Raw genomic sequence first — 20,884 nt, 5'->3', positions numbered from 1 at the left:
CCTGTGTATTTATGTGGAGGGGGACGATGAAGAACGTCACCCTGGCCACGGACGAAGCTCTGCTCGAGAATGCGCGAGGCCTTGCGGGACGCCGCAAGACGACGCTCAACGCCCTCATCCATTCGCTGCTTGAACATGAGGTCGAGCAGGAAGACCGGATCGCCTGGGCCAAGGCGGGAATGAAGTGGCTCATGGATGAGGCCGCGAAACGAAGCGACAGCGCCGACACTTCCTACAGGTGCGATCGAAGGGACGCCCATGCCGACCGGGAAGATCGATTGCTTTCTCGACACGAACGTCCTGATCTACGCGGCTTCGGAGAAAAATCGTGATCCGCGCCGCGCGCCAATCGCTGCAGAACTTGTCTCGAGGACCATCTTTGGCGTTCCGGGGCAAACTTTGCCCGAATTCGTCGCCGTGTCGCGGACCAAATCCCTTCTCAGGGATGATCTGGTCGACCAATGGCTGGTCCACCTCGGCACTTGTCCGCTGGCGCCTGTCGACGAAAGCTATGTTCGCGCAGGGGCTGGACCTCGCACGTCGCTACGGAATTCACTACGACGACGCCGCGCTTCTTGCCGCAGCCGAATATCTCGGCGCGCCGATTCTCTACACCGAAGATCTCAACCACAACCAGGTTTATGGCTCGGTGCGAGCCGTCAATCCTTTCTTGTAATCGCTGAATTCAGAGGCGTTCTCACCATGTCCATTCTCGTCGACAAGAACACCAAGGTGCTCGTCCAGGGCCTGACCGGCAAGACCGGCACCTTCCACACCGAACAGGCGCTGGCCTATCACCGGACCAAGATGGTCGGCGGCATCCATCCCAAGAAGGGCGGCGAGACCTGGACCGGCGCCAAGGGCGAGAACCTGCCGATCTTCGCTACCGTCGCCGAAGGCAAGGCCAAGACCGGCGCCAACGCTTCCGTCGTCTATGTGCCGCCGGCGGGTGCTGCCGAAGCCATCATCGAGGCCATCGAGGCCGAAATCCCGCTCATCGTCTGCATCACCGAAGGCATACCTGTCATGGACATGATCAAGGTCAAGGCGCGGCTCGACCGTTCGACGTCGCGGCTAATCGGCCCTAACTGTCCCGGTGTGCTCACCCCCGACGAATGCAAGATCGGCATCATGCCCGGGAACATCTTCCGCAAGGGGTCGGTCGGTGTTGTTTCGCGCTCGGGAACGCTTACCTATGAAGCCGTGTTCCAGACCACCAATGTCGGCCTCGGCCAGACCACCGCCGTCGGGATCGGTGGCGATCCGGTCAAAGGCACCGAATTCATCGACGTGCTCGAAATGTTCCTCGCCGACGACGAGACCAAGTCGATCATCATGATCGGCGAGATCGGCGGCTCGGCCGAGGAAGACGCCGCGCAGTTTCTCAAGGACGAGGCCAAACGCGGCCGCAGCAAGCCGATGGCCGGCTTCATTGCCGGGCGCACGGCGCCGGCCGGCCGCACCATGGGCCATGCCGGCGCGGTCATCTCGGGCGGCAAGGGCGGCGCCGAGGACAAGATCGCGGCAATGGAATCGGCAGGGATAAAAGTTTCGCCATCGCCGGCCCGGCTGGGCACGACGCTGGTCGAGGCGATTAAGGGCTAGTGAGTAGTTAATAGTGAGTAGTGAAAAGGGAAGAACGGGTGAGTAGCAGCTGAACGGGAAAGCCTTCATTTTCCTACTCACTACTGACTACTCGCTATTCCCCTCGAAAGGAGACGGAGCCAGGCTCCGCGAACAAAAATGGCACGACAAGATCAGGCCAACGACCAGTTTTCGCTCACCTCTTTCCTCTATGGCGGCAATGCCGATTATATCGAGGCGCTCTATGCGGCGTATGAGGACGATCCAGCCTCGGTCAATCCCGAATGGCAGGAGTTCTTCGCCGGCCTGAAGGACGATGCCGGGGATGTCCGCAAGAACGCCAAGGGCGCCTCCTGGGCCAAGCCCTCCTGGCCGCTGCAGGCCAATGGCGAGCTGGTGTCGGCGCTCGACGGCAATTGGGGCCTGGTCGAGAAGCACATCGAAAAGAAGGTCAAGGAGAAGGCTGCCGTCAACGGCGCCGTCCCCTCCGATGCCGACGTGCATCAGGCGACGCGCGATTCCGTGCGCGCCATCATGATGATCCGCGCCTATCGCATGCGCGGCCATCTGCATGCCAATCTCGACCCGCTCGGCATCGCCACGCTCGAGGATTATAATGAGCTGTCGCCGGAGAATTACGGCTTCACCGAAGCCGATTATGACCGGCCGATCTTCCTCGACAATGTACTCGGGCTCGAATTCGGCACCGTCCGTCAGATGCTCGACATCCTGACCCGCACCTATTGCTCGACGCTGGGCGTCGAATTCATGCACATCTCCGATCCGGAAGAGAAGGCCTGGATCCAGGCGCGCATCGAGGGCGCCGACAAGGAGATCTCCTTCACCGCGACCGGCAAGAAGGCGATCCTGCAGAAGCTGATCGAGGCCGAGGGCTTCGAGCAGTTCGCCGACGTCAAGTTCAAGGGCACCAAGCGCTTCGGCCTCGACGGCGGCGAAGCGCTGATCCCTGCGCTGGAACAGATCGTCAAGCGCGGCGGCCAGCTCGGGCTGAAGGAGATCGTGCTCGGCATGGCGCATCGCGGCCGCCTCAACGTGCTCTCCCAGGTGATGGCCAAGCCGCATCGCGCCATTTTCCACGAATTCAAGGGCGGCTCGGCCGCGCCCGACGAGGTCGAGGGCTCGGGCGACGTCAAATACCATCTCGGCGCCTCGTCGGACCGCGAGTTCGACGGCAACAAGGTACACCTGTCGCTGACGGCCAATCCCTCGCATCTGGAGATCGTCGACCCGGTGGTGATGGGCAAGGCGCGCGCCAAACAGGATTATCTGTTCGGCCGTGGCCGCGAGGAGATCGTGCCGCTGGAGGAGCGGGCCAAGGTGCTGCCGCTTTTGCTGCATGGCGACGCCGCCTTTGCCGGCCAGGGCGTCATTGCCGAAATCCTCGGCCTGTCGGGCCTGCGCGGTCACCGCGTCGCCGGCACGCTGCATTTCATCATCAACAACCAGATCGGCTTCACCACCAATCCGCGCTTCTCGCGCTCGTCGCCCTATCCGTCCGACGTAGCCAAGATGATCGAGGCGCCGATCTTCCACGTCAATGGCGACGATCCGGAAGCCGTGGTGCACGCCGCCAAGGTGGCGATCGAATTCCGCATGAAGTTCCACAAGCCTGTCGTGGTCGACATGTTCTGCTATCGCCGCTTCGGCCACAATGAAGGCGACGAGCCGGCGTTCACGCAGCCGATCATGTATCGCAACATCCGCACCCATAAGACGACGGTGCAGATCTATGCCGACCGGCTGATCGCCGAAGGCCACATGACCCAGGCCGAGTTCGACAAGCTCAAGGCCGACTGGCGCGAGCATCTGGAATCCGAATGGGAAGTCGGCCAGCATTACAAGCCCAACAAGGCTGACTGGCTCGATGGCGCCTGGTCGGGCTTGCGCACAGCCGACAATCAGGATGAAACAAGACGCGGCAAGACCGCGGTGCCGGTCAAGACGCTGAAGGAGATCGGCAAGAAGCTGACCGAGGTGCCGAAGGATTTCGAGGCGCACAAGACGATCATCCGCTTCCTCGAAAACCGCCGCCAGGCCATCGAATCGGGCGAAGGCATCGACTGGTCGACGGCCGAGGCGCTGGCTTTCGGCGCCATCCTGCTCGACGGCAACCCGATCCGCCTCTCGGGGCAGGATTCGGAGCGCGGCACCTTCTCGCAGCGCCATTCCGTGCTCTACGACCAGCGCGACGAGACGCGCTACATCCCGCTCAACAATCTGTCGGCGGCGCAGGCCGGCTATGAGGTCATCAACTCGATGCTGTCCGAAGAAGCCGTGCTCGGCTTCGAATATGGCTACAGCCTGGCCGAGCCGAAGGCGCTGACGCTGTGGGAAGCGCAGTTCGGCGACTTCGCCAACGGCGCCCAGGTGGTGTTCGACCAGTTCATATCCAGCGGAGAGCGCAAGTGGCTCAGAATGTCGGGCCTCGTCTGCCTGCTGCCGCATGGCTATGAGGGCCAGGGGCCGGAACATTCGTCCGCCCGGCTTGAGCGTTTCCTCCAGCTCTGCGCCGAAGACAACATGCAAGTGGCCAACTGCACGACGCCGGCCAACTACTTCCACATATTGCGCCGGCAGTTGAAGCGAGATTTCCGTAAGCCGCTGATCCTGATGACGCCGAAGTCACTGTTGCGCCACAAGCGGGCGGTGTCGACGCTGCCGGAAATGTCGGGCGAAAGCTCGTTCCACCGGCTGTTGTGGGACGATGCCCAGCTCTTGCCCAACCAGGCCATCAAGCTGACCAAGGATTCCAAGATCCGCCGTGTCGTGCTGTGCTCGGGCAAGGTCTATTACGACCTCTATGAAGAGCGAGAGAAGCGTGGCATCAACGACATCTATCTGCTGCGCGTCGAACAGCTCTACCCGTTCCCGGCCAAGGCGCTGATCACCGAATTGTCGCGCTTCCGCAATGCCGAAATGGTGTGGTGCCAGGAGGAGCCCAAGAACATGGGCGCCTGGTCGTTCATCGACCCGTATCTGGAATGGGTGCTGGCGCATATCGACGCCAAGCACCAGCGGGTGCGCTACACCGGCCGGCCGGCATCCGCCTCGCCGGCGACCGGCTTGATGTCCAAGCACCTCGCCCAGCTCGCCGCCTTGCTCGAAGACGCGCTCGGCGAGTAGGCAGAGTTGAGCGAATAGAACAGACAGACAGAAACGGACAGGCACAATGGCTACCGAAATCCGCGTTCCCACTCTCGGCGAATCCGTCACCGAGGCGACCATCGGCAAATGGTTCAAGAAGGTGGGCGATGCCATTGCCGCCGACGAGCCGTTGGTCGAGCTCGAAACCGACAAGGTGACGGTCGAAGTTCCCTCGCCGGGCGCCGGAACCTTGGGCGAGATCGCCGCCAAGGAAGGCGAGACGGTCGGGGTCGGCGCGCTTCTGGGCTCGATTTCGGCCGGCGGCGCCGCCGCACCAGTGACCAAGCCGCAAGCCGTGGCGCAGGCATCCAGCCCCGACGCGGCGCAGACCACCAAGCAGGCCGCCGCCGAGACCGCCAAGGTCGCCGGTGACGCCGGTCCGGTCGAGCCGCGCGCCATGCCGCCCGCGCCGGCGGCGGCGAAACTGATCGCCGAGAACAATCTGTCGGTCGACCAGCTTTCCGGTTCGGGCAAGCGCGGCCAGGTGCTGAAGGGCGACGTGCTCGATGCCATCTCCAAGGGCGCGCCGTCGCAGCCGGCCGAGACGCCAAAGGCGGCACCCGCACCCGCCGCGCCAGCGGTCGCCCGCGCACCCTCGTCGGGTGACGATGCCGCGCGCGAGGAGCGCGTGCGCATGACCAAGCTGCGCCAGACCATCGCCCGCCGGCTGAAGGAAGCGCAGTCGACCGCCGCCATGCTCACGACCTTCAACGAGGTCGACATGAGCGCGGTGATGGCGCTCCGGACCAGGTACAAGGACGTGTTCGAGAAGAAGCACGGCGTAAAGCTCGGCTTCATGGGTTTCTTCACCAAGGCCGTCACGCACGCGCTGAAGGAAATCCCCTCGGTCAACGCCGAGATCGACGCCACCGACATCATCTTCAAGAACTACGCCCATATCGGCGTCGCCGTCGGCACTGAAAAGGGCCTGGTCGTGCCTGTCGTGCGCGACGCCGACCAGATGTCTATCGCCGAGATCGAGAAGGAGATCGGCCGGCTCGGCATCGCCGCGCGCGACGGCAAGCTGTCGGTTGCGGACATGCAGGGCGGCACCTTCACGATTTCCAACGGCGGCGTCTACGGGTCGCTAATGTCGACGCCGATCCTCAACGCGCCGCAGTCGGGCATTCTGGGCATGCACAAGATCCAGGACCGGCCCGTCGTGGTCGGCGGCCAGATCGTGATCCGGCCGATGATGTATCTGGCGCTGAGCTACGATCACCGCATCGTCGACGGCAAGGAAGCGGTCACCTTCCTGGTTCGTGTCAAGGAAAGCCTGGAGGATCCGGAACGGTTGGTGCTTGATCTCTGAGGCGGTCGGATGGCGGCTCACGGACGGAGTAGCCAATAATGGCCCTGGTCCCTGGGCCCGCCGGACCGATAGCGCTGGCGGCCGGTATGGCATTCGCCGCCGTCCACGCTAATGCCGCATGCCCGATCGAACTCGCCGTCTACGGCGATGCCCAGAGCGGCAGTGAGATCAATTTTGCTCCGACCGGCACGTCGGCGACCGTCACCAACACGCTCCGCTTGATCCTCGACAACAATGTGGTGCTGAACGGCATCGTCCAATGGAATGAAGGTGTTTCGCGGCCGAACGGGGCGCTGATGTACAAATGCCCGGCAGGCGACGTGACCGGCACCGAGCTTGCCGCCTGCACCTTATGGAACGGCGTCATCTATACGTCGGATGAGAAGGGCGGCATCGGCCTTTTGCCGGCCGAAGGCGTCGAAGCACCGAAGACGCTGATCCTGCCCGATCTCGGTCCGGTGTTGCATCAATCCACCGCCTATGGCGGCGCCGGGTTTTCGAAAGTGCCGTCGGATGTGTTTGCCTTGAAGGGATGCCAGGAATGAGTGAAGCGCAAAGGGTGCTGCTTGTCACCGGCGGCAGCCGCGGCATCGGCGCCGCCATTTGTAGGCTCGGATCGAAGGCTGGCTATCGCGTGGCGGTCAACTACGCCTCCAACCAGACAGCCGCCGAGGCGCTGGTCGGCGAAATCAAGGCTGTGGGCGGCGAGGCCCTTGCGCTCAGGGGCGATGTCGGCGTCGAATCCGATATCGTTGCCATGTTTGGAGCCGTCGACCGCACCTATGGCCGGCTCGACGCTCTCGTCAACAACGCCGGCATCGTCGACGTCAAGGCGCGCATCGATGAGATGGATGTTTCACGGCTGGAGCGCATGATGCGCATCAATGTCGTGGGGTCGTTCCTCTGCGCCCGCGAAGCGGTGAAGCGGATGTCGAGCCGTCACGGCGGTTCGGGCGGTGCCATCGTCAACATCTCATCTGCGGCGGCGACTTTGGGCTCGCCGGGCGAATATGTCGACTATGCCGCCTCAAAGGGCGCGATCGACACCTTCACCATCGGGCTCGCCCGCGAGGTGGCGCTGGAAGGCATCCGCGTCAATGCGGTGCGGCCGGGTATCATCGATACCGAAATCCATGCCTCGGGTGGACAGCCGGACCGGATAGAACGGTTCCGCGATCTTCTGCCGATGAAAAGAGCCGGCACCGCGGATGAAGTCGCGGGCGCGGTTCTCTACCTGTTGTCCGATGCCGCGTCCTACACGACCGGCGCGATCCTGAATGTCAGCGGCGGCCGCTGAGCGCCCCAAGAAAAAGGGAAACAAACATGGCTTATGACGTCGTAATCATCGGCTCGGGACCGGGCGGCTATGTCTGCGCCATCAAGGCGGCGCAGCTCGGGCTGAAGGTCGCGGTGGTCGAGAAGAACCCGACCTTCGGCGGCACCTGCCTCAACATCGGCTGCATCCCGTCCAAGGCGTTGCTGCATGCCTCCGAGATGTTCGCCGAGGCCGGCCATTCCTTCGATACGCTGGGTGTCGAAGTGACGCCGAAGCTCAATTTGAAGAAGATGATGGCGCACAAGGAAGCGACGGTGACGGCGAACGTCAACGGCGTCGCGTTCCTGTTCAAGAAGAACAAGATCGACAGCTTTCGCGGCGTCGGCACGGTGGTCGCTGCGGGCAAGGTGTCGGTGACGAGCGAGGACGGCAAGGTCGAGGAAATCGAGACGAAGAACATCGTCATCGCCACCGGCTCGGACGTCGCCGGTATTCCAGGCGTCAAGGTCGACTTCGACGAGAAAGTCATCGTGTCCTCGACCGGCGCGCTGTCGCTGGACAAGGTGCCCGGCCATCTGGTCGTGGTCGGCGGCGGCGTCATCGGGCTCGAGCTCGGCTCGGTCTGGGCGCGGCTCGGCGCCAAGGTCACCGTGGTCGAATTCCTCGACACCATCCTCGGCGGTATGGACGGCGAGGTCTCCAAGCAATTCCAGCGGCTGCTCTCCAAGCAGGGCTTCGAATTCAAGCTCGGCGCCAAGGTCACCGGCGTAGCCAAGACCAAGAAGGGCGCCAGCGTCACTTTCGAGCCTGTGAAAGGCGGCGCGGCCGAGACGATCGAGGCCGACATGGTGCTGATCGCCACCGGCCGCCGCGCTTTCGCCGACAGCCTCGGCCTGAAGGAAGCGGGCATCGAGGTCGATGAGCGCGGGCGGGTCAAGACGGACGCGCACCTCAGGACCAACGTATCAGGCATTTATGCCATCGGCGATGTCATCGCCGGGCCGATGCTGGCGCACAAGGCCGAGGATGAGGGCGTGGCGGTGGCCGAGACGATTGCCGGCCAGGCCGGCCATGTGAACTACGACGTCATTCCGAGCGTTGTCTACACCAGCCCGGAGATCGCTTCGGTCGGCCAGACCGAGGAGGAATTGAAGAAGGCCGGCATCGACTACAAGGTCGGAAAGTTCCCGTTCACCGCCAATGGCCGGGCGCGCGCCATGCTGCACACTGACGGCTTCGTCAAGATTCTGGCCGACAAGGCCAGCGACCGCGTGCTCGGAGTTCACATCGTTGGCTTCGGCGCCGGCGAGATGATCCACGAGGCGGCGGTGCTGATGGAATTCGGCGGCTCGTCGGAAGATCTCGCCCGCACCTGCCATGCCCATCCGACCATGTCGGAAGCAGTGAAGGAAGCGGCATTGGCGACGTTCTTCAAGCCGATCCATATTTAGAGTTATCCCCGGAAAGCCGTGAAACGGCTTTTCGTCAGGAACTACCCCAAAGCAGAACGGCCCACCGGAAGGCGGGCCGTTCTTTCGTTGAAAGCCGTGGCCCGGATTACTGGGCCGGTGCGGGCGCGGGAGCTGGGGCCGGCGCGGGAGCCGGTGTCGCCGGTGCAGGAGCCGGCGCGGGTGCCGGGGCAGGCGCGGGAGCCGGTTCGGCGGGCTTCATCGGTTCCGCGGGCGCGGGAGCCGGGGCCGGTGTGCTCGCGGCCGGCGGTTCGGTCGCCGGATGCTCACCACTTCTTCCGAAAACATAATACGCGACTACAGCCAGAATAACGACGACCAATGCAATCAGCCAAGGGCTGCCACCGCCACCTGGCCTGGGCGTGTCATTTGATGGATTCGCCATAAAAGTGTCCTCCGTGGATGAAAATGATCAATCAACAGCCATCAACGCGCAACCGTTGAAGGGGTTTCACGCTAGGGAAGGAAAGCGCCGAAAACGCGGCGCCTGGTTCCTCCACTGCCCACGCGACTCAATCGACAGCGGTGACAGTATAGCCGGCTTTGCGGAAATCCTCGACCAGGCCCTCGGGACCGGGCAGATGCAGTGCGCCGACGGCGATGAAGGCGTTGCCTTTGGCGAGGAATGGTCCGGCATGATCGACCATCGCCTTGTTGCGGCTGGTGATCATGGTCTGCTCGAATGCCGCATAGCCCGTCGCGTCGCCGGTTTCGCCGGGCAGCACGGTGCGAAACAGCGGCCAGAACATGCCGGTCTCGCCGCGCTGGTAGAGCACGATCATGGTTTCGTTGACGTCGTTCATCCTGTCGCCGAGCTTCAGCGTGTCGACCAGTCCCTTCATGTGGAACGCAATCGGCAGCGAGGCCATGGCGCGCAGCTGATCGGCGACGGTTTCCAGCCCTTCGACGGATTTGCCGGAGGCCTTGGCGTCCTCGGCGAGCTTGACGTCGAGCACCGGCGCGCCGCCGGCCTTTCGGGCGAGCTCGCAGGCTGGAAGCGCCACCATGGCCGACAGCATCCACGGCTTCATCTTGGCGACGGTTGCCGGCGGGATGCCGCGTTCATCGAGCGCCTTGTCGACAACCGCAGCATCGTCGGGCGACAGCAGCGACGACAGCGTCGTGCTGTCGGTGAACATCATCAGCTCCGGCTCCTTGAGCAGGGCCGCCATCATCTTCTGCTGGTCGAGCACTTCGGTGGTCTCGATCACGACGGTGCCGGCGCCGTCATAGGCCCTCTGCGCCGCCGGCGGCAGCGCGGTGACGCGCGGATCGGTCATGTGCATGGTGCCGAACAGGAAGGAGGGCTGTTCGCCCGGCTTCTCCAGCTTCCACAGCAGGCCCTTGCCATTCGGCGTTGCGGCGGCTTCCGCCTCGATCTTGCGATAGGTGGACGGGTCGCTCTTCTGCAACGCCGACAGCATGTCGGTACCCGTGCAGGACGGGATTTCGGCATGCGCCTTGCCGGCCGCGAACAACAGGACGGCGAGCAGAGACAGGAAAAACAGCACATGGAGCGCCAAGAGCAGCTTCAGCGAGAAGAGCGCAGCGCGGTCGGCGATGACGATGACCCGTTTCATGATGCTTTCCTAAGCTGGAAAAACGGCAAAACGGTTAACCGGGAGAATGAAATTGTCTCCGGTTCCATCAGTTTTGACGATCGCTCGGGTTACTGGATCGAATGGCTTGATGATTAGTTGAGCCGCCTATCCGTCGTCATCCAGACGAAGTCCGGAAGCCTCGCACAACCCCAACACTTCACGCCCTCGGATGAGCCGATTCATAGATCTCCAACAGCCTCGCCGTGTCGACGCCGGTGTAGATCTGCGTGGTCGACAGGCTGGCATGGCCGAGTAGTTCCTGGATGGTGCGCAGGTCGCCGCCGCGGCCGAGCAGATGCGTGGCAAAGGAATGGCGCAAGGCGTGCGGCGTTGCCGTGTCCGGCAGGTTGAGCGCCGAGCGCAGCTTGGCCATCTCGCGCTGGACGATGGCCGGGTTGAGCGGGCCGCCGCGCGCGCCGCGAAACAACAGGCCCTTGGGGTCGAGATGGTAGGGGCACAGCCGCCGATATTCGGCAACCGCCTTGAGCGCCACCGGCAGGACCGGCACCAACCGCGTCTTGCCACCCTTGCCGGTGACGCGCAGCACCGTGTCAGCCTCCGACGCCAGGTCGGCGCCGGCAAGGCCGAGCGCCTCGGAAATGCGCAGGCCCGAGCCGTAGAGCAGCGTCAGCACGGCGGCGTTGCGGGCGGCGATCCAGGGTTCGTCCGCCAATTGACCTTCGACGGAAACGACATGTTTTGCATCACTGGCCGTCAGCGGTTTCGGCAGCGACTTGGGTTGGCGAGGCGCACGCAGGGCCGCCGCGCCGGCCGCGTTGGCGAGACCACGCCGTTCCAGAAAGCGCAAGAGTGAGCGAATTCCGGCCAGCCCCCGGCCGAGCGTGCGGGCGCCTGCGCCTTCATTGCGACGGGCGGCGAGAAAACCGCGCAGGTCGGCCGGGCGCAGATCGGCGATGTCGGCAATGCCGGGCGGTCCGCCATTATGCCCCGTCAGGAAATGCAGGAACTGCCTGGTGTCGCGCTCATAGGCTTCCACCGTCTCGGGCGACAGCCGACGTTCTCGCGCCAGCATCTTGAGCCAGCTTTCGCGCACCGCCTGGAGGTCGGGCTTTGCCGGGATAAGGAATTCCTGCATGGCGTCGTTCCGGTTCGCCGTCATCTTCCGGCAGCCGGGTTAGGAAGCGGTGAAGAGGCCGTCATTGAAATGACAACCCGGTGGGGCTAGGAGTCGATTGGCGGCAAGTCAAAACCTTGGTGATTGGCTGAAAGCCCGGTGCCTCTTTGCTGCGGAGACCGCCGGATGTCCGCCAATAGAGAGTTGCAGGGACGAGACCCGTGAGCCTTTCTGAACTGCCGTGGGTTTTGATCAAGTAACGGAATGGATCCTCGGGTCTGCGCAGTCGCTTCGCGCCTGCTCCGACCGTGGATGACGAAGGTAAAAGCGCGCCATGAGCAAGCCCCAGAACCCCGTCCAGATGGCCGTGATCGGCGCCGCCCACGGCATCAAGGGCGAATTGCGCGTCAAGACCTTCACCGGCGATCCGCTGGCGCTCGCCGATTACGGGCCGCTTTATGCCAAGGACGGCCGCGCCTTCCAGATCATCGACATAAGGCCCGCCAACACCGTGGTTGTGGTGCGCTTCAAGGGTGTCGGTGACCGCAACGCGGCCGAGGCGCTGGCCGGCACGGAGCTGTTCGTCGATCGCTCTATGCTGCCCGATGACGGCGAGGAGGACGAATTCTATCATGCCGACCTGATCGGTCTGGAGGTTCGGGACGATACGGGAGCCGTCCTTGGCAAGGTCGTCGCCGTGCACAATTTCGGCGGCGGCGACATCCTCGATGTGACGCTCTCCGGCCGCAAGGGCGTGCTGATCCCGTTCACGCAGGCCGCGGTGCCTGGCGTGTCGATCGCCGAGGGCTTTGTGCGCATCGATCCGGCGGCGGCCGGGCTGGTCGACGAAGAGGATGGCCAGGCTCGCGGGCGCGAACAGGACTTCGATCCGAAGGGCCGGCCGCGCGGACCGAGGGACGCCGGAGGCAACCGGTGACATTCAAAGCCTCCGTGCTGACGCTCTATCCCGAGATGTTTCCGGGCGCGCTCGGCTTGTCGCTGGCCGGGCGGGCGCTGGAGGCCGGCACATGGTCGCTGGAGGCGATCCAGATCCGCGACTTTGCCACCGACAAGCACCGCACCGTCGACGACACGCCGGCCGGCGGCGGCGCCGGCATGGTGATGCGCGCCGATGTCTTGGCCAGGGCGATCGACCATGCTTCACCGCCGGGTGACGAGCGTCCCCGCCTTCTGATGAGCCCGCGAGGCGAACCTCTGACCCAGGCGCGTGTGCGGGAGCTCGCCGCCGGGCTAGGCGCCGTCATCCTGTGCGGCCGCTTCGAAGGCGTCGACCAGCGGGTGATCGACGCGCGGAAATTGGAGGAAGTCTCGGTCGGAGACTTCATTCTGTCCGGCGGCGAGCCGGCGGCGCTTGTGCTGCTCGACGCGGTGGTGCGGCTGCTGCCCGGAGTGATGGGCAATGCGGTGTCGGGCGAAGAAGAAAGCTTTGAAAACAGCCTGCTCGAACACCCGCATTACACGCGGCCGCAGGAATTCGAGGGTCGAGAGATCCCCGAAGTGCTGGTTTCCGGAAATCACAAAAAGATCTTGCAATGGCGGCGCGCCGAGGCGGAGAGCCTGACCGGTGAACGGCGGCCGGACTTGCTGACCGTCATTGGTTACGACCCATCGACGAAGATTCTTTCGGTACGGTTCGCGCCAAGCGGCGCCCGATATGACTACGAGGGAGTCGACCCAGAGACCTATGCAAAGTTCAATGCTGCCTTCTCTAAGGGTCGATTCTTCATCGAGTTCGTGCGCGACCGCTACAAGTTCCGGCTCGTCGAGCAGGAGGGTGAGAACTAAGCACCCATCTCGGCTGTTATGCTTTGCCGAAATAGTAGAAGGCGAGAAACAGCCCGACCGCGACGACGAAGCCGCGCACCACATTCTGCGGCACGCGCTTGGCGATCCACACGCCGGCATAGCCGCCCAGCGCGCCGCCGGGGATCATGATGATCGCCTGCGGCCAGGCGACGACGCCGCCCGACACGAAGACGATGATGGCGACCGCGGCTATGACCATGGCCAGCATGTTCTTCAGGGCGTTGAGGCGGTGATAGTCGCCGGCCTGGGTCAGGCCGAGCGTCGCCAGCATCATCACGCCCATTCCGGCGCCGAAGAAGCCGCCATAGATGGCCGTGACGAACTGCGCCAGCGAGCCGGCCAGCGAGCCCACCGAAGCCTCATGCCCCGGCTTGGGTGCCGGCTTCAGCCATGGCCCGGCGGCGAACAGCGCCGTCGCGGCCAGCAGCAGCCACGGCACCAGGATGCGAAATGACGGATTATCCAGCGCCAGCAGGATGAGCGCGCCGGCCAGTGCGCCAAGCGCCGATATCAGGCACAGCAGCAGGGCGCCGCGCCAGAAATGCCTGATATCGTCCCGGTAGGCCAGCGTCGAGGTGATGTAGCCGGGAAATTGCGTCACCGAAGAGGTGGCGTTGGCGACGATCGGCGGCAGGCCGACCAGGGTCATGGCACCGAAGGTAATGAAGGTGCCGCCACCCGCGACCGCATTGGCGGCGCCGGAAAGAAAACCCGCCATGAACAGCAGGACCGCATCGAAAATGGACATGAGGAGGCCGCCGGAGAACTATGCTTGCCCCGCCTTAGGCAGCTTGAAAGGCGCTTGCAACCCGGCAGTGGGCAGATACGATGATGGCACGCGCGCAAAAAAGACGCGGCCAAGACGTGACAAAGCGTCGAAATAGCTGTATGTGCCGCCCGAACCGGGAGAAAATCTGCCGGACCCCGTCAACAATGGCGGTGTAGTCGCCCCTGCCCGATGTTCTCGAACAAAGGGCATAGCCGAGCGGTCAGTGGAACTGCAAGGCGAGCGTCGGGCGCTCTGACTGTCGGAAGAACAAGAAGTGGATTATTGAGATGGATCTCATCCGTCAGCTCGAGGCCGAACAGGCCGCCAAGATCGAAGCCAAGCGCAAGCTCCCCGAATTCCAGCCCGGCGACACCGTGCGTGTCCAGGTCCGCGTGACCGAAGGCACCCGCACCCGCGTCCAGGCCTATGAAGGCGTCGTCATCGCCCGCGCCGGTTCCGGCTTCCAGGAAAATTTCACCGTCCGCAAGATCTCCTATGGCGAAGGCGTGGAGCGCGTTTTCCCGGTGTTTTCGCCGATGGTCGAAGGCGTCGAGATCGTGCGCCGCGGCAAGGTGCGCCGCGCCAAGCTCTATTACCTGCGCGACCGTCGCGGCAAGTCGGCCCGTATTTCGGAGAACACCGGCGTGCGCGCCCGCAAGCTGAACGATGAGGAGCGCGATGCGCTGAACGCCGAGAAGGCGCGCATCGAGGCCGAGAAGGTGGCCGCCGCGCAGGCGCTGGCCGCCGAGACGGCCGCCAAGGAAGCCGCCGAGAAGAAGGCCGCCGACGAGGCCGCCAAGGCTGCGGAAGCCGCAGCCGCCGAGTAAGGTTTCGACGAAGGATTTTGAAAAGGCGGCTTCGGCCGCCTTTTTTCGTTTCACCAGACTGTGATCGCTTTTCCTCCGCATGATCAGGATCCGGGGTGTTGACGAAACAGCAATTTGTACACTAACTAATCGTGTACAATATAATTGGAGATGTATGATGGCACTTTATACCACACAGGCTCGCGTCACCGGCGGCCGCGCCGGTCATGGCGAGACCAGCGACGGTCTGCTCAAGGTCGATCTGGCGATGCCCAAGGAGCTCGGCGGGCCGGGCGGCGCCACCAATCCCGAGCAGCTTTTCGCCATCGGCTACGCCGCCTGCTTCGAAAGCGCCATCCGCTTCGTCGCGCGCAAACAGAAGCTTCCGCTTGCCGACGCCGCGGTAACCGCGACCGTCGACCTTCTTCCCAATGGCGAGGGTTTCAAGCTCGGCGTTTCCCTGGCGGCCGAGACGAAAGGCCTTGATCAGGCGGCCGCAGAAGCGCTTGTATCGGCGGCGCACCAGATCTGCCCCTACTCCAACGCAACCAGGGGCAATATCGAGGTGGCGATTTCGGCAAAGGCGACATGACGGCGAAAACCAAAGACAGTTCAGACCTGGTCCCGGCGGATGACGCCGGGACCAGCGCGGTTCCAAGGCTCCGCGATCAACTCTGCTTCGCGCTCTATTCGGCAAGCGGATTGATGACGAAGCTCTACCGGCCGTTGCTCGATCCGCTTGGCCTTACCTATCCGCAATATCTGGCCATGCTGGCGCTGTGGGAGCGCGCGCCGAGCACGGTGGGCGAGCTCGGCGAGGCGCTGGGCCTCGATTCGGCGACGCTGACGCCGCTGCTCAAGCGGCTCGAGGCCGGCGGCCTGGTTACGCGCCGGCGCGATCCTGCCGACGAGCGCCGCGTGCTGGTCGAGCCGACCGCCAAGGGCCAGGCCCTGCGCGAGCGCGCCAGGGACATCCCCGCCGCCATGCTCTGCAGCCTGCCTCTCGACCCAGCCGAGCTGAAGTCGCTACATGGCACGCTGACCCGCTTTGTCGCCGGGCTGCGCGAGGCCGATGCCGGAGCGCCGCAGCGCGGCTGATCGGCCACGGCAAGGATCGTTCCCCAAAATCCCGGCCGAAAGTATCTATTTGCGTTTTTCGCCAGCCGTGGCGTAGCGGAGCGTCTTGCATGGCGCTTGCGGAGAGCTAAAGTCGGCGCCGGATTTCCTTTGCAGGCCCGGCCATGTCCGGGCGCTTTCACTTCCGGGGAGTGTGTCATGACCAAATCGAAACTGCTGCTGGCCGGCCTGCTCGCCCTCATGCTCGCGCCCGTTGCCGCCTTCGCCCAGGCGCTGCCCGATCTTGGCGGCAAGAAGGTGGTGGTGGTGACGGAAAACGCCTATCCGCCGCTGCAGTTCATCGATGCCAAGACCGGAAAACAGATCGGCTGGGAATATGACGCGATGAACGAGATCGCCAAGCGGCTGAATTTCACCGTCGAGTACCAAAACACCTCCTGGGACGCGATGATCCAGGCGGTTTCCGACAACCAGTACAACATCGGCATGACCGGCATCACCATCAAGGACGACCGCAAGCAGAAGGTGGATTTCTCCGACCCCTATATGCGCTCGGAACAGTTCATGCTGGTGCGCGGCGACGAGAGCCGCTTCACCGACGCCAAGACCTTCGGCGCCTTCAAGGACGGGCTGATCGGCGCGCAGGCCGGCACGACGCCCTTCTACACCGCCGTCTACAGCGTGCTGGACGGCAATGAGCAGAACCCGCGCATAAAGCTGTTCGAGACGTTCGGTGCCACCGTGCAGGCGCTGAAGACTGGCGACGTCGATGTGGTGCTGACGGACGGCACCGCGGGCAAGGGCTATGTCGATGCTTCCGAGGGCAAGCTGAAGCTGATCGGCGGCCCGCTCGGCACCGAGGATTTCGGCTTCATCTTCCCCAAGGGCTCCGACCTGGTGAAGCCTGTCAACGCCGCGATCGCCGCGCTCAAGGCCGACGGCACCTTCGACGCGCTGAACAAAAAATGGTTCCTTGATTACAAGATGGGGCAGTGAGCCTCGTTGTTACGCGCATTGCGTGATGGTCATGCGCGGGAACTTGCGCTGACTCTGCGCCCAGAGGGGGGTGTGACAGAACGCACCCTTGGTATCTTTGTCACCGGCAATATCTGATGCCGTCCTCGACTTCCTCCTCCGCCAGACCTGAATTTCCCTGGTGGCTGGCCGCCGCCCTTGTCCTTGCCCTGGTCGCCGCGCTCGCCATCGCCGCCAGCGATCTCTATGCCCAGGTCTTCGCCACTGTCGCCAAGGGCATCGGCGTCACCGTCTTCGTCACCATTGTCGCCTTCGCGCTGGCTTCGATGATCGGTCTCGGCATCGCGCTGATGGGATTGTCGGGTTCGCAGTGGCTGCGGCAGATCGCGCGTTTCTATGTCGAAATCATCCGTGGCGTGCCGATCCTGGTGCTTTTGTTCTGGATCGCGTTTGCCGGCGCACCGGCTTTCGTCGCGGCCTGGAACACGCTGACCGCGCCGCTGCAGAGCGCCGGCTATCTCGGCGAGTTGCAGGTGCGCGACGTCTCGCTCTTGTGGCGCGCCATCATGGCGCTGACCATCGGCTATTCCGCCTTCATCTCCGAGGTGTTCAGGGCCGGCATTCAGGCGGTCGAGAAGGGCCAGATCGAAGCGGCCAAGGCGCTCGGGCTGACGCGGACGCAACGCTTCCGGCTGATCGTCTTTCCGCAGGCGATCCGCACGATCTTGCCGCCGCTCGGCAATGACTTCGTCGCCCTGGTCAAGGATTCCTCGCTGGTTTCGGTGCTCGGCGTCGCCGACATCACGCAGATGGGCAAGGTCTATGCCGCCGGCTCCTTCCGCTTCTTCGAGACCTATTCGATAACAGCCTACATCTATCTCATCCTGACCGTCGGTTTGTCTTTGGCGCTGCGGGCGCTGGAACGGCGGCTGCGCCGCCAGCATCAGGAATAGTCTTTCGGCAAGGACGGCGTTACGCTCCGGCTGCGCACTGGAGGAGGAGCATGCCCATGAACATCGACAAGGCCAATGCTGCGCTGGATTCGGTCTATACGGCCGATACGCCCGAAACCCTGGCGCAGGCCTATGCCGCATGGGCCGCGACCTATGACAGCGAGACCGCTTCGCTCGGTTATCTCCTGCCGTTCCTGATCACCGCCTGGGTGGCGCGCCATGTGCCGGCCGGCGATGGGCCGCTGCTCGACGCCGGCTGCGGCACCGGCCTGTCGGGGCCGTCGCTGAAGGCGCTGGGCTACGGCGATATCGCCGGGCTCGACCTGTCGGACGACATGCTGAAGATCGCCGGCAGCCGCAACGCCTATGGCGAGCTGAAGCAGGCAATGCTGGGCGGCCCGCTGCCCTGGTCCGACGGGCATTTCCGCGCCTTCTTCTCGACCGGCGTGTTCACCATCAGCCATGCGCCGGCTTCCGGCCTGCACGAACTGGTGCGCATCACGAAGAAAGGGGGCCACGCCATCTTCACCGTGCGCGACCAGGTGTTCGAGAGCGGTGGTTTCCAGGCCGTGTTCGACGAGCTGGAGCGGAGGGGAAAATGGCGCCCGGTCGAGCAAAGCCCATGGTTCCGCTGCTACGCCATCGCCGAGCCGGATGCGCTGGTGAAGACCTTCGTGTTCGAAATCCTGTAGCGCAGTGATGGCTGTCTTCGGCATCCAAGCGCCAGTGGCCGGAACTATGCGCAAGTAAGTGCGTTCCGAAAGCTAGGTGCGTTCCGAAAATGTGTGGGCTGCGCCAGGCGAAAGCGGCTATGGCGCGGTCCTAGTAATTCCTCACGAGAGGAGACGGTTTGAATGGCGTCCGTCCGTTATATCGTTGCCGACGTAGACAAGGCGGTAGAATTTTACCGGGACAGTCTCGAATTCAAGGTCGAAATGCACAATCCTGGCAAGTTCGCAGCGCTGCTTCGCGACGACCTTACCCTGTATCTCAGCGCTCCCGGTGCGGGAAGCGGTGGTCAGGCCGGAGGTAATCCGAAGCCAGGTGGGTGGAACAGGTTCATGGTCGTAACCAAGGGGTTGGATGACCTGATCAACCGGCTGCGCGCGGCCGGAGTGACGTTCCGAGGGAACATCAGCGATGGCGGTGCGGGCCGGGCTATCCTGCTTGAAGATCCATCGGGCAACGTCATTGAGCTGTTCGAATTCAAGAAGGACAGACAGTAATCTCCCCATTTCGTGGCCTAGGAATCAGGTTCCGCGAAGGCACGCAATTGCCGAAAACCCAAAACATTGCTATCTACCCCGCCATGGAAGAGCTTTTTGGCGATCCGGCCTACAAGGGGTTCGTGCTGCAGGACAGAAAACGCCTGCCGTCGCGCTTCTCCGCGCGCGTCTGTGGCGCGCCGACCAGCCGACTTACGCGGGCCGACTGATCAACTCGTTCCGCCCGACATCTCGGCGCCTGCCCTTCCCATTCTCATATCGACGGATTTACGCACATGAGCGCACCGCGCACCCTCTATGACAAGATTTTCGACGACCACGTCGTCGACCGCCAGGACGACGGCACCTGCCTGCTCTATATCGACCGCCACCTCGTCCATGAGGTGACCAGTCCGCAGGCCTTCGAGGGCCTGCGCATGAGTGGCCGCAAAGTCCGTCATCCCGAAAAGACGCTGGCCGTGGTCGACCACAACGTCTCGACCTCGCCCGAGCGCAAGTTCGGCATCAAGAACGAGGAAAGCCGCATCCAGGTCGAGGCTCTGGCCAGGAACGCCAAGGATTTCGGCGTCGAATATTATTCCGAGAACGACATCCGCCAGGGCATCGTCCATATCATCGGGCCGGAACAGGGTTTCACCTTGCCCGGCATGACCATCGTCTGCGGCGACAGCCACACCTCCACCCACGGCGCCTTCGGCGCGCTGGCGCACGGCATCGGCACGTCGGAGGTCGAGCACGTGCTGGCGACGCAGACGCTGATCCAGCGTAAGGCCAAGAACATGCTGGTGCGCGTCGACGGCCAGTTGCCGGAAGGCGTCACTGCCAAGGACATCATCCTCGCCATCATCGGCGAGATCGGCACCGCCGGCGGCACCGGCTATGTCATCGAATATGCCGGCGAGGCGATCCGCTCGCTGTCGATGGAAGGCCGCATGACGATCTGCAACATGTCGATCGAGGGCGGCGCGCGCGCCGGCCTGATTGCACCCGACGAGACGACCTTCGCCTATGTCAAGGACAAGCCGCGCGCGCCCAAGGGCGCCGCCTGGGACGCCGCGCTCGCCTACTGGAAGACGCTGCAATCCGACGAAGGCGCGCATTTCGACAAGGTGATCGTGCTCGATGCGGCCAAACTGCCGCCGATCGTCTCCTGGGGCTCGTCCCCGGAGGATGTTGTCTCGGTGCAAGGGATTGTGCCGAACCCGGAAGACATCACCGACGAAAACAAGCGCACCTCAAAGCAGCGCGCGCTAGACTATATGGGCCTCACGCCGGGAACGAAGATCACCGACATCGCCCTCGACCGCGTCTTCATCGGCTCCTGCACCAACGGCCGCATCGAGGATCTGCGCGCCGCCGCCAAGGTGGTCGAGGGCCGAAAAGTCAATCCGCGCGTCAATGCCATGATCGTGCCGGGCTCCGGCCTGGTAAAGGAACAGGCCGAGGCCGAAGGGCTGGACAAGATCTTCCTCGCCGCCGGCTTCGACTGGCGCGAGCCGGGCTGCTCGATGTGCCTTGCCATGAACGACGACCGGCTGAAGCCGCATGAGCGCTGCGCCTCGACCTCGAACCGCAATTTCGAGGGCCGGCAGGGCTTCAAGGGACGCACCCATCTGGTGTCGCCGGCCATGGCTGCGGCGGCGGCCATCGCCGGCCACTTCGTCGATATCCGCGACTGGAAGTAAATCGCGGCTGGTTCGATCGAAACGCAAGGGCCCGCATCGCGATGCGATTCGGGCCTTCTGCTTGAGCGTCCAGAACATGTTGCG

General features: G+C 63.7%; 22 protein-coding genes and 1 pseudogene. 20 read left to right on the top strand and 3 right to left on the bottom strand.

Annotated features, from left to right (window positions below; all coding sequences use genetic code 11):
* Window positions 1-26: 26 nt before the first annotated feature.
* The 8 genes from FJ964_RS12860 to lpdA all read left to right on the top strand — a co-directional run bounded on the left by FJ964_RS12860 (window position 27) and on the right by lpdA (window position 8,788).
* Window positions 27-332: a hypothetical protein gene (locus tag FJ964_RS12860; RefSeq protein WP_140550725.1), complete on the top strand. Its 306-nt coding sequence runs from the start codon at window positions 27-29 to the stop codon at window positions 330-332.
* Window positions 329-676, top strand: coding sequence for a PIN domain-containing protein (locus tag FJ964_RS12855; RefSeq protein ID WP_140550724.1), 348 nt, complete (start codon window positions 329-331; stop codon window positions 674-676). The genes FJ964_RS12860 and FJ964_RS12855 overlap by 4 nt, the downstream gene beginning before the upstream one ends.
* Window positions 677-702: 26 nt before the next feature.
* Window positions 703-1,605 (top strand): succinate--CoA ligase subunit alpha, encoded by a 903-nt coding sequence (gene sucD / locus FJ964_RS12850; protein ID WP_140550723.1) that lies wholly within the window; start codon window positions 703-705, stop codon window positions 1,603-1,605.
* 138 nt (window positions 1,606-1,743) lie between these two features.
* Window positions 1,744-4,728 carry a 2-oxoglutarate dehydrogenase E1 component gene (locus tag FJ964_RS12845; RefSeq protein ID WP_140550722.1) on the top strand — a complete coding sequence of 995 codons (2,985 nt, stop codon included), beginning with the start codon at window positions 1,744-1,746 and terminating at the stop codon, window positions 4,726-4,728.
* Between the two features lie 46 nt (window positions 4,729-4,774).
* Entirely contained in the window at window positions 4,775-6,061 is a 1,287-nt protein-coding gene (gene odhB / locus FJ964_RS12840; RefSeq protein WP_140550721.1) for a 2-oxoglutarate dehydrogenase complex dihydrolipoyllysine-residue succinyltransferase, read from the top strand.
* An 86-nt stretch (window positions 6,062-6,147) separates the two neighbouring features.
* Window positions 6,148-6,606, top strand: coding sequence for a hypothetical protein (locus FJ964_RS12835; RefSeq protein WP_181172461.1), 459 nt, complete (start codon window positions 6,148-6,150; stop codon window positions 6,604-6,606).
* Window positions 6,603-7,358 carry an SDR family oxidoreductase gene (locus FJ964_RS12830; RefSeq protein ID WP_140550719.1) on the top strand — a complete coding sequence of 252 codons (756 nt, stop codon included), beginning with the start codon at window positions 6,603-6,605 and terminating at the stop codon, window positions 7,356-7,358. Before FJ964_RS12835 ends, FJ964_RS12830 begins: the two co-directional genes overlap by 4 nt.
* A gap of 26 nt (window positions 7,359-7,384) precedes the next feature.
* Window positions 7,385-8,788, top strand: a complete 1,404-nt coding sequence (gene lpdA / locus FJ964_RS12825) for a dihydrolipoyl dehydrogenase (RefSeq protein ID WP_140550718.1) — start codon at window positions 7,385-7,387, stop codon at window positions 8,786-8,788.
* A gap of 530 nt (window positions 8,789-9,318) precedes the next feature.
* Here the strand turns inward: lpdA and FJ964_RS12815 are convergent.
* Entirely contained in the window at window positions 9,319-10,386 is a 1,068-nt protein-coding gene (locus FJ964_RS12815; protein WP_140550717.1) for a TraB/GumN family protein, read from the bottom strand.
* A 178-nt stretch (window positions 10,387-10,564) separates the two neighbouring features.
* Window positions 10,565-11,503, bottom strand: a complete 939-nt coding sequence (locus FJ964_RS12810; protein WP_140550716.1) for a tyrosine recombinase XerC — start codon at window positions 11,501-11,503, stop codon at window positions 10,565-10,567.
* Between the two features lie 313 nt (window positions 11,504-11,816).
* Here FJ964_RS12810 and rimM point away from each other — a divergent pair, with 313 nt between their 5' ends.
* From rimM to FJ964_RS31340, 3 genes and pseudogenes are all read left to right on the top strand, one after another.
* Window positions 11,817-12,419, top strand: coding sequence for a ribosome maturation factor RimM (rimM, locus tag FJ964_RS12805; RefSeq protein WP_140550715.1), 603 nt, complete (start codon window positions 11,817-11,819; stop codon window positions 12,417-12,419).
* A pseudogene (trmD, locus tag FJ964_RS12800) lies at window positions 12,416-13,090 on the top strand (tRNA (guanosine(37)-N1)-methyltransferase TrmD); the annotation flags it as partial. The gene rimM and the pseudogene trmD, both read left to right, overlap by 4 nt.
* Window positions 13,085-13,288 (top strand): KTSC domain-containing protein, encoded by a 204-nt coding sequence (locus tag FJ964_RS31340; protein WP_224713221.1) that lies wholly within the window; start codon window positions 13,085-13,087, stop codon window positions 13,286-13,288. The pseudogene trmD and the gene FJ964_RS31340, both read left to right, overlap by 6 nt.
* A 16-nt stretch (window positions 13,289-13,304) precedes the next feature.
* Here the strand turns inward: FJ964_RS31340 and FJ964_RS12795 are convergent, their stop codons facing one another.
* The gene (locus FJ964_RS12795) at window positions 13,305-14,057 is read right to left on the bottom strand and encodes a sulfite exporter TauE/SafE family protein (protein WP_140550713.1); all 753 of its coding nucleotides are present in this window, start codon (window positions 14,055-14,057) and stop codon (window positions 13,305-13,307) included.
* Window positions 14,058-14,365: 308 nt separating this feature from the next.
* Here FJ964_RS12795 and rplS point away from each other — a divergent pair, with 308 nt between their 5' ends.
* From rplS to leuC, 9 genes are all read left to right on the top strand, one after another.
* Window positions 14,366-14,905 carry a 50S ribosomal protein L19 gene (gene rplS / locus FJ964_RS12790; RefSeq protein WP_140492749.1) on the top strand — a complete coding sequence of 180 codons (540 nt, stop codon included), beginning with the start codon at window positions 14,366-14,368 and terminating at the stop codon, window positions 14,903-14,905.
* 154 nt (window positions 14,906-15,059) lie between these two features.
* A complete protein-coding gene (locus FJ964_RS12785) occupies window positions 15,060-15,476 on the top strand; it encodes an organic hydroperoxide resistance protein (protein ID WP_181172449.1) in 417 nt (138 codons plus the stop codon).
* A complete protein-coding gene (locus tag FJ964_RS12780) occupies window positions 15,473-15,982 on the top strand; it encodes a MarR family transcriptional regulator (RefSeq protein ID WP_140550711.1) in 510 nt (169 codons plus the stop codon). The genes FJ964_RS12785 and FJ964_RS12780 overlap by 4 nt, the downstream gene beginning before the upstream one ends.
* A 177-nt stretch (window positions 15,983-16,159) precedes the next feature.
* Window positions 16,160-16,957, top strand: a complete 798-nt coding sequence (locus tag FJ964_RS12775; protein ID WP_140550710.1) for a transporter substrate-binding domain-containing protein — start codon at window positions 16,160-16,162, stop codon at window positions 16,955-16,957.
* Window positions 16,958-17,073: 116 nt separating this feature from the next.
* On the top strand, window positions 17,074-17,889 hold the full coding sequence (locus FJ964_RS12770; protein WP_140550709.1) for an amino acid ABC transporter permease: 816 nt from the start codon (window positions 17,074-17,076) through the stop codon (window positions 17,887-17,889).
* Window positions 17,890-17,945: 56 nt separating this feature from the next.
* The gene (locus FJ964_RS12765; RefSeq protein WP_140550708.1) at window positions 17,946-18,581 is read left to right on the top strand and encodes a class I SAM-dependent methyltransferase; all 636 of its coding nucleotides are present in this window, start codon (window positions 17,946-17,948) and stop codon (window positions 18,579-18,581) included.
* A gap of 162 nt (window positions 18,582-18,743) precedes the next feature.
* The gene (locus FJ964_RS12760) at window positions 18,744-19,115 is read left to right on the top strand and encodes a VOC family protein (RefSeq protein ID WP_140550707.1); all 372 of its coding nucleotides are present in this window, start codon (window positions 18,744-18,746) and stop codon (window positions 19,113-19,115) included.
* Window positions 19,116-19,162: 47 nt separating this feature from the next.
* On the top strand, window positions 19,163-19,324 hold the full coding sequence (locus FJ964_RS12755; RefSeq protein WP_181172466.1) for a hypothetical protein: 162 nt from the start codon (window positions 19,163-19,165) through the stop codon (window positions 19,322-19,324).
* Between the two features lie 66 nt (window positions 19,325-19,390).
* A complete protein-coding gene (gene leuC, locus FJ964_RS12750) occupies window positions 19,391-20,800 on the top strand; it encodes a 3-isopropylmalate dehydratase large subunit (RefSeq protein WP_140524672.1) in 1,410 nt (469 codons plus the stop codon).
* The last annotated feature ends 84 nt before the right edge of the window (window positions 20,801-20,884 follow it).

This window comes from Mesorhizobium sp. B2-3-2 (genome assembly GCF_006442295.1).
In the GTDB taxonomy this organism is placed as follows: Bacteria; Pseudomonadota; Alphaproteobacteria; order Rhizobiales; family Rhizobiaceae; genus Mesorhizobium.
Note: the sequence above shows the minus strand (reverse complement) of the source record. Positions and strands in the feature narration are given on the sequence as shown.

What these genes read in the sequence shown, in the direction of transcription:
- FJ964_RS12860 (WP_140550725.1), top strand. Translation starts at nt 27, where the DNA reads ATGAAGAACGTCACCCTGGCCACGGACGAAGCTCTGCTCGAGAATGCG.
- sucD (WP_140550723.1), top strand. Translation starts at nt 703, where the DNA reads ATGTCCATTCTCGTCGACAAGAACACCAAGGTGCTCGTCCAGGGCCTG.
- FJ964_RS12845 (WP_140550722.1), top strand. Translation starts at nt 1,744, where the DNA reads ATGGCACGACAAGATCAGGCCAACGACCAGTTTTCGCTCACCTCTTTC.
- odhB (WP_140550721.1), top strand. Translation starts at nt 4,775, where the DNA reads ATGGCTACCGAAATCCGCGTTCCCACTCTCGGCGAATCCGTCACCGAG.
- FJ964_RS12835 (WP_181172461.1), top strand. Translation starts at nt 6,148, where the DNA reads ATGGCATTCGCCGCCGTCCACGCTAATGCCGCATGCCCGATCGAACTC.
- FJ964_RS12830 (WP_140550719.1), top strand. Translation starts at nt 6,603, where the DNA reads ATGAGTGAAGCGCAAAGGGTGCTGCTTGTCACCGGCGGCAGCCGCGGC.
- lpdA (WP_140550718.1), top strand. Translation starts at nt 7,385, where the DNA reads ATGGCTTATGACGTCGTAATCATCGGCTCGGGACCGGGCGGCTATGTC.
- FJ964_RS12815 (WP_140550717.1), bottom strand. Translation starts at nt 10,386, where the DNA reads ATGAAACGGGTCATCGTCATCGCCGACCGCGCTGCGCTCTTCTCGCTG.
- FJ964_RS12810 (WP_140550716.1), bottom strand. Translation starts at nt 11,503, where the DNA reads ATGCAGGAATTCCTTATCCCGGCAAAGCCCGACCTCCAGGCGGTGCGC.
- rimM (WP_140550715.1), top strand. Translation starts at nt 11,817, where the DNA reads ATGAGCAAGCCCCAGAACCCCGTCCAGATGGCCGTGATCGGCGCCGCC.
- FJ964_RS12795 (WP_140550713.1), bottom strand. Translation starts at nt 14,057, where the DNA reads ATGTCCATTTTCGATGCGGTCCTGCTGTTCATGGCGGGTTTTCTTTCC.
- rplS (WP_140492749.1), top strand. Translation starts at nt 14,366, where the DNA reads ATGGATCTCATCCGTCAGCTCGAGGCCGAACAGGCCGCCAAGATCGAA.
- FJ964_RS12785 (WP_181172449.1), top strand. Translation starts at nt 15,060, where the DNA reads ATGATGGCACTTTATACCACACAGGCTCGCGTCACCGGCGGCCGCGCC.
- FJ964_RS12780 (WP_140550711.1), top strand. Translation starts at nt 15,473, where the DNA reads ATGACGGCGAAAACCAAAGACAGTTCAGACCTGGTCCCGGCGGATGAC.
- FJ964_RS12775 (WP_140550710.1), top strand. Translation starts at nt 16,160, where the DNA reads ATGACCAAATCGAAACTGCTGCTGGCCGGCCTGCTCGCCCTCATGCTC.
- FJ964_RS12770 (WP_140550709.1), top strand. Translation starts at nt 17,074, where the DNA reads ATGCCGTCCTCGACTTCCTCCTCCGCCAGACCTGAATTTCCCTGGTGG.
- FJ964_RS12765 (WP_140550708.1), top strand. Translation starts at nt 17,946, where the DNA reads ATGAACATCGACAAGGCCAATGCTGCGCTGGATTCGGTCTATACGGCC.
- FJ964_RS12760 (WP_140550707.1), top strand. Translation starts at nt 18,744, where the DNA reads ATGGCGTCCGTCCGTTATATCGTTGCCGACGTAGACAAGGCGGTAGAA.
- leuC (WP_140524672.1), top strand. Translation starts at nt 19,391, where the DNA reads ATGAGCGCACCGCGCACCCTCTATGACAAGATTTTCGACGACCACGTC.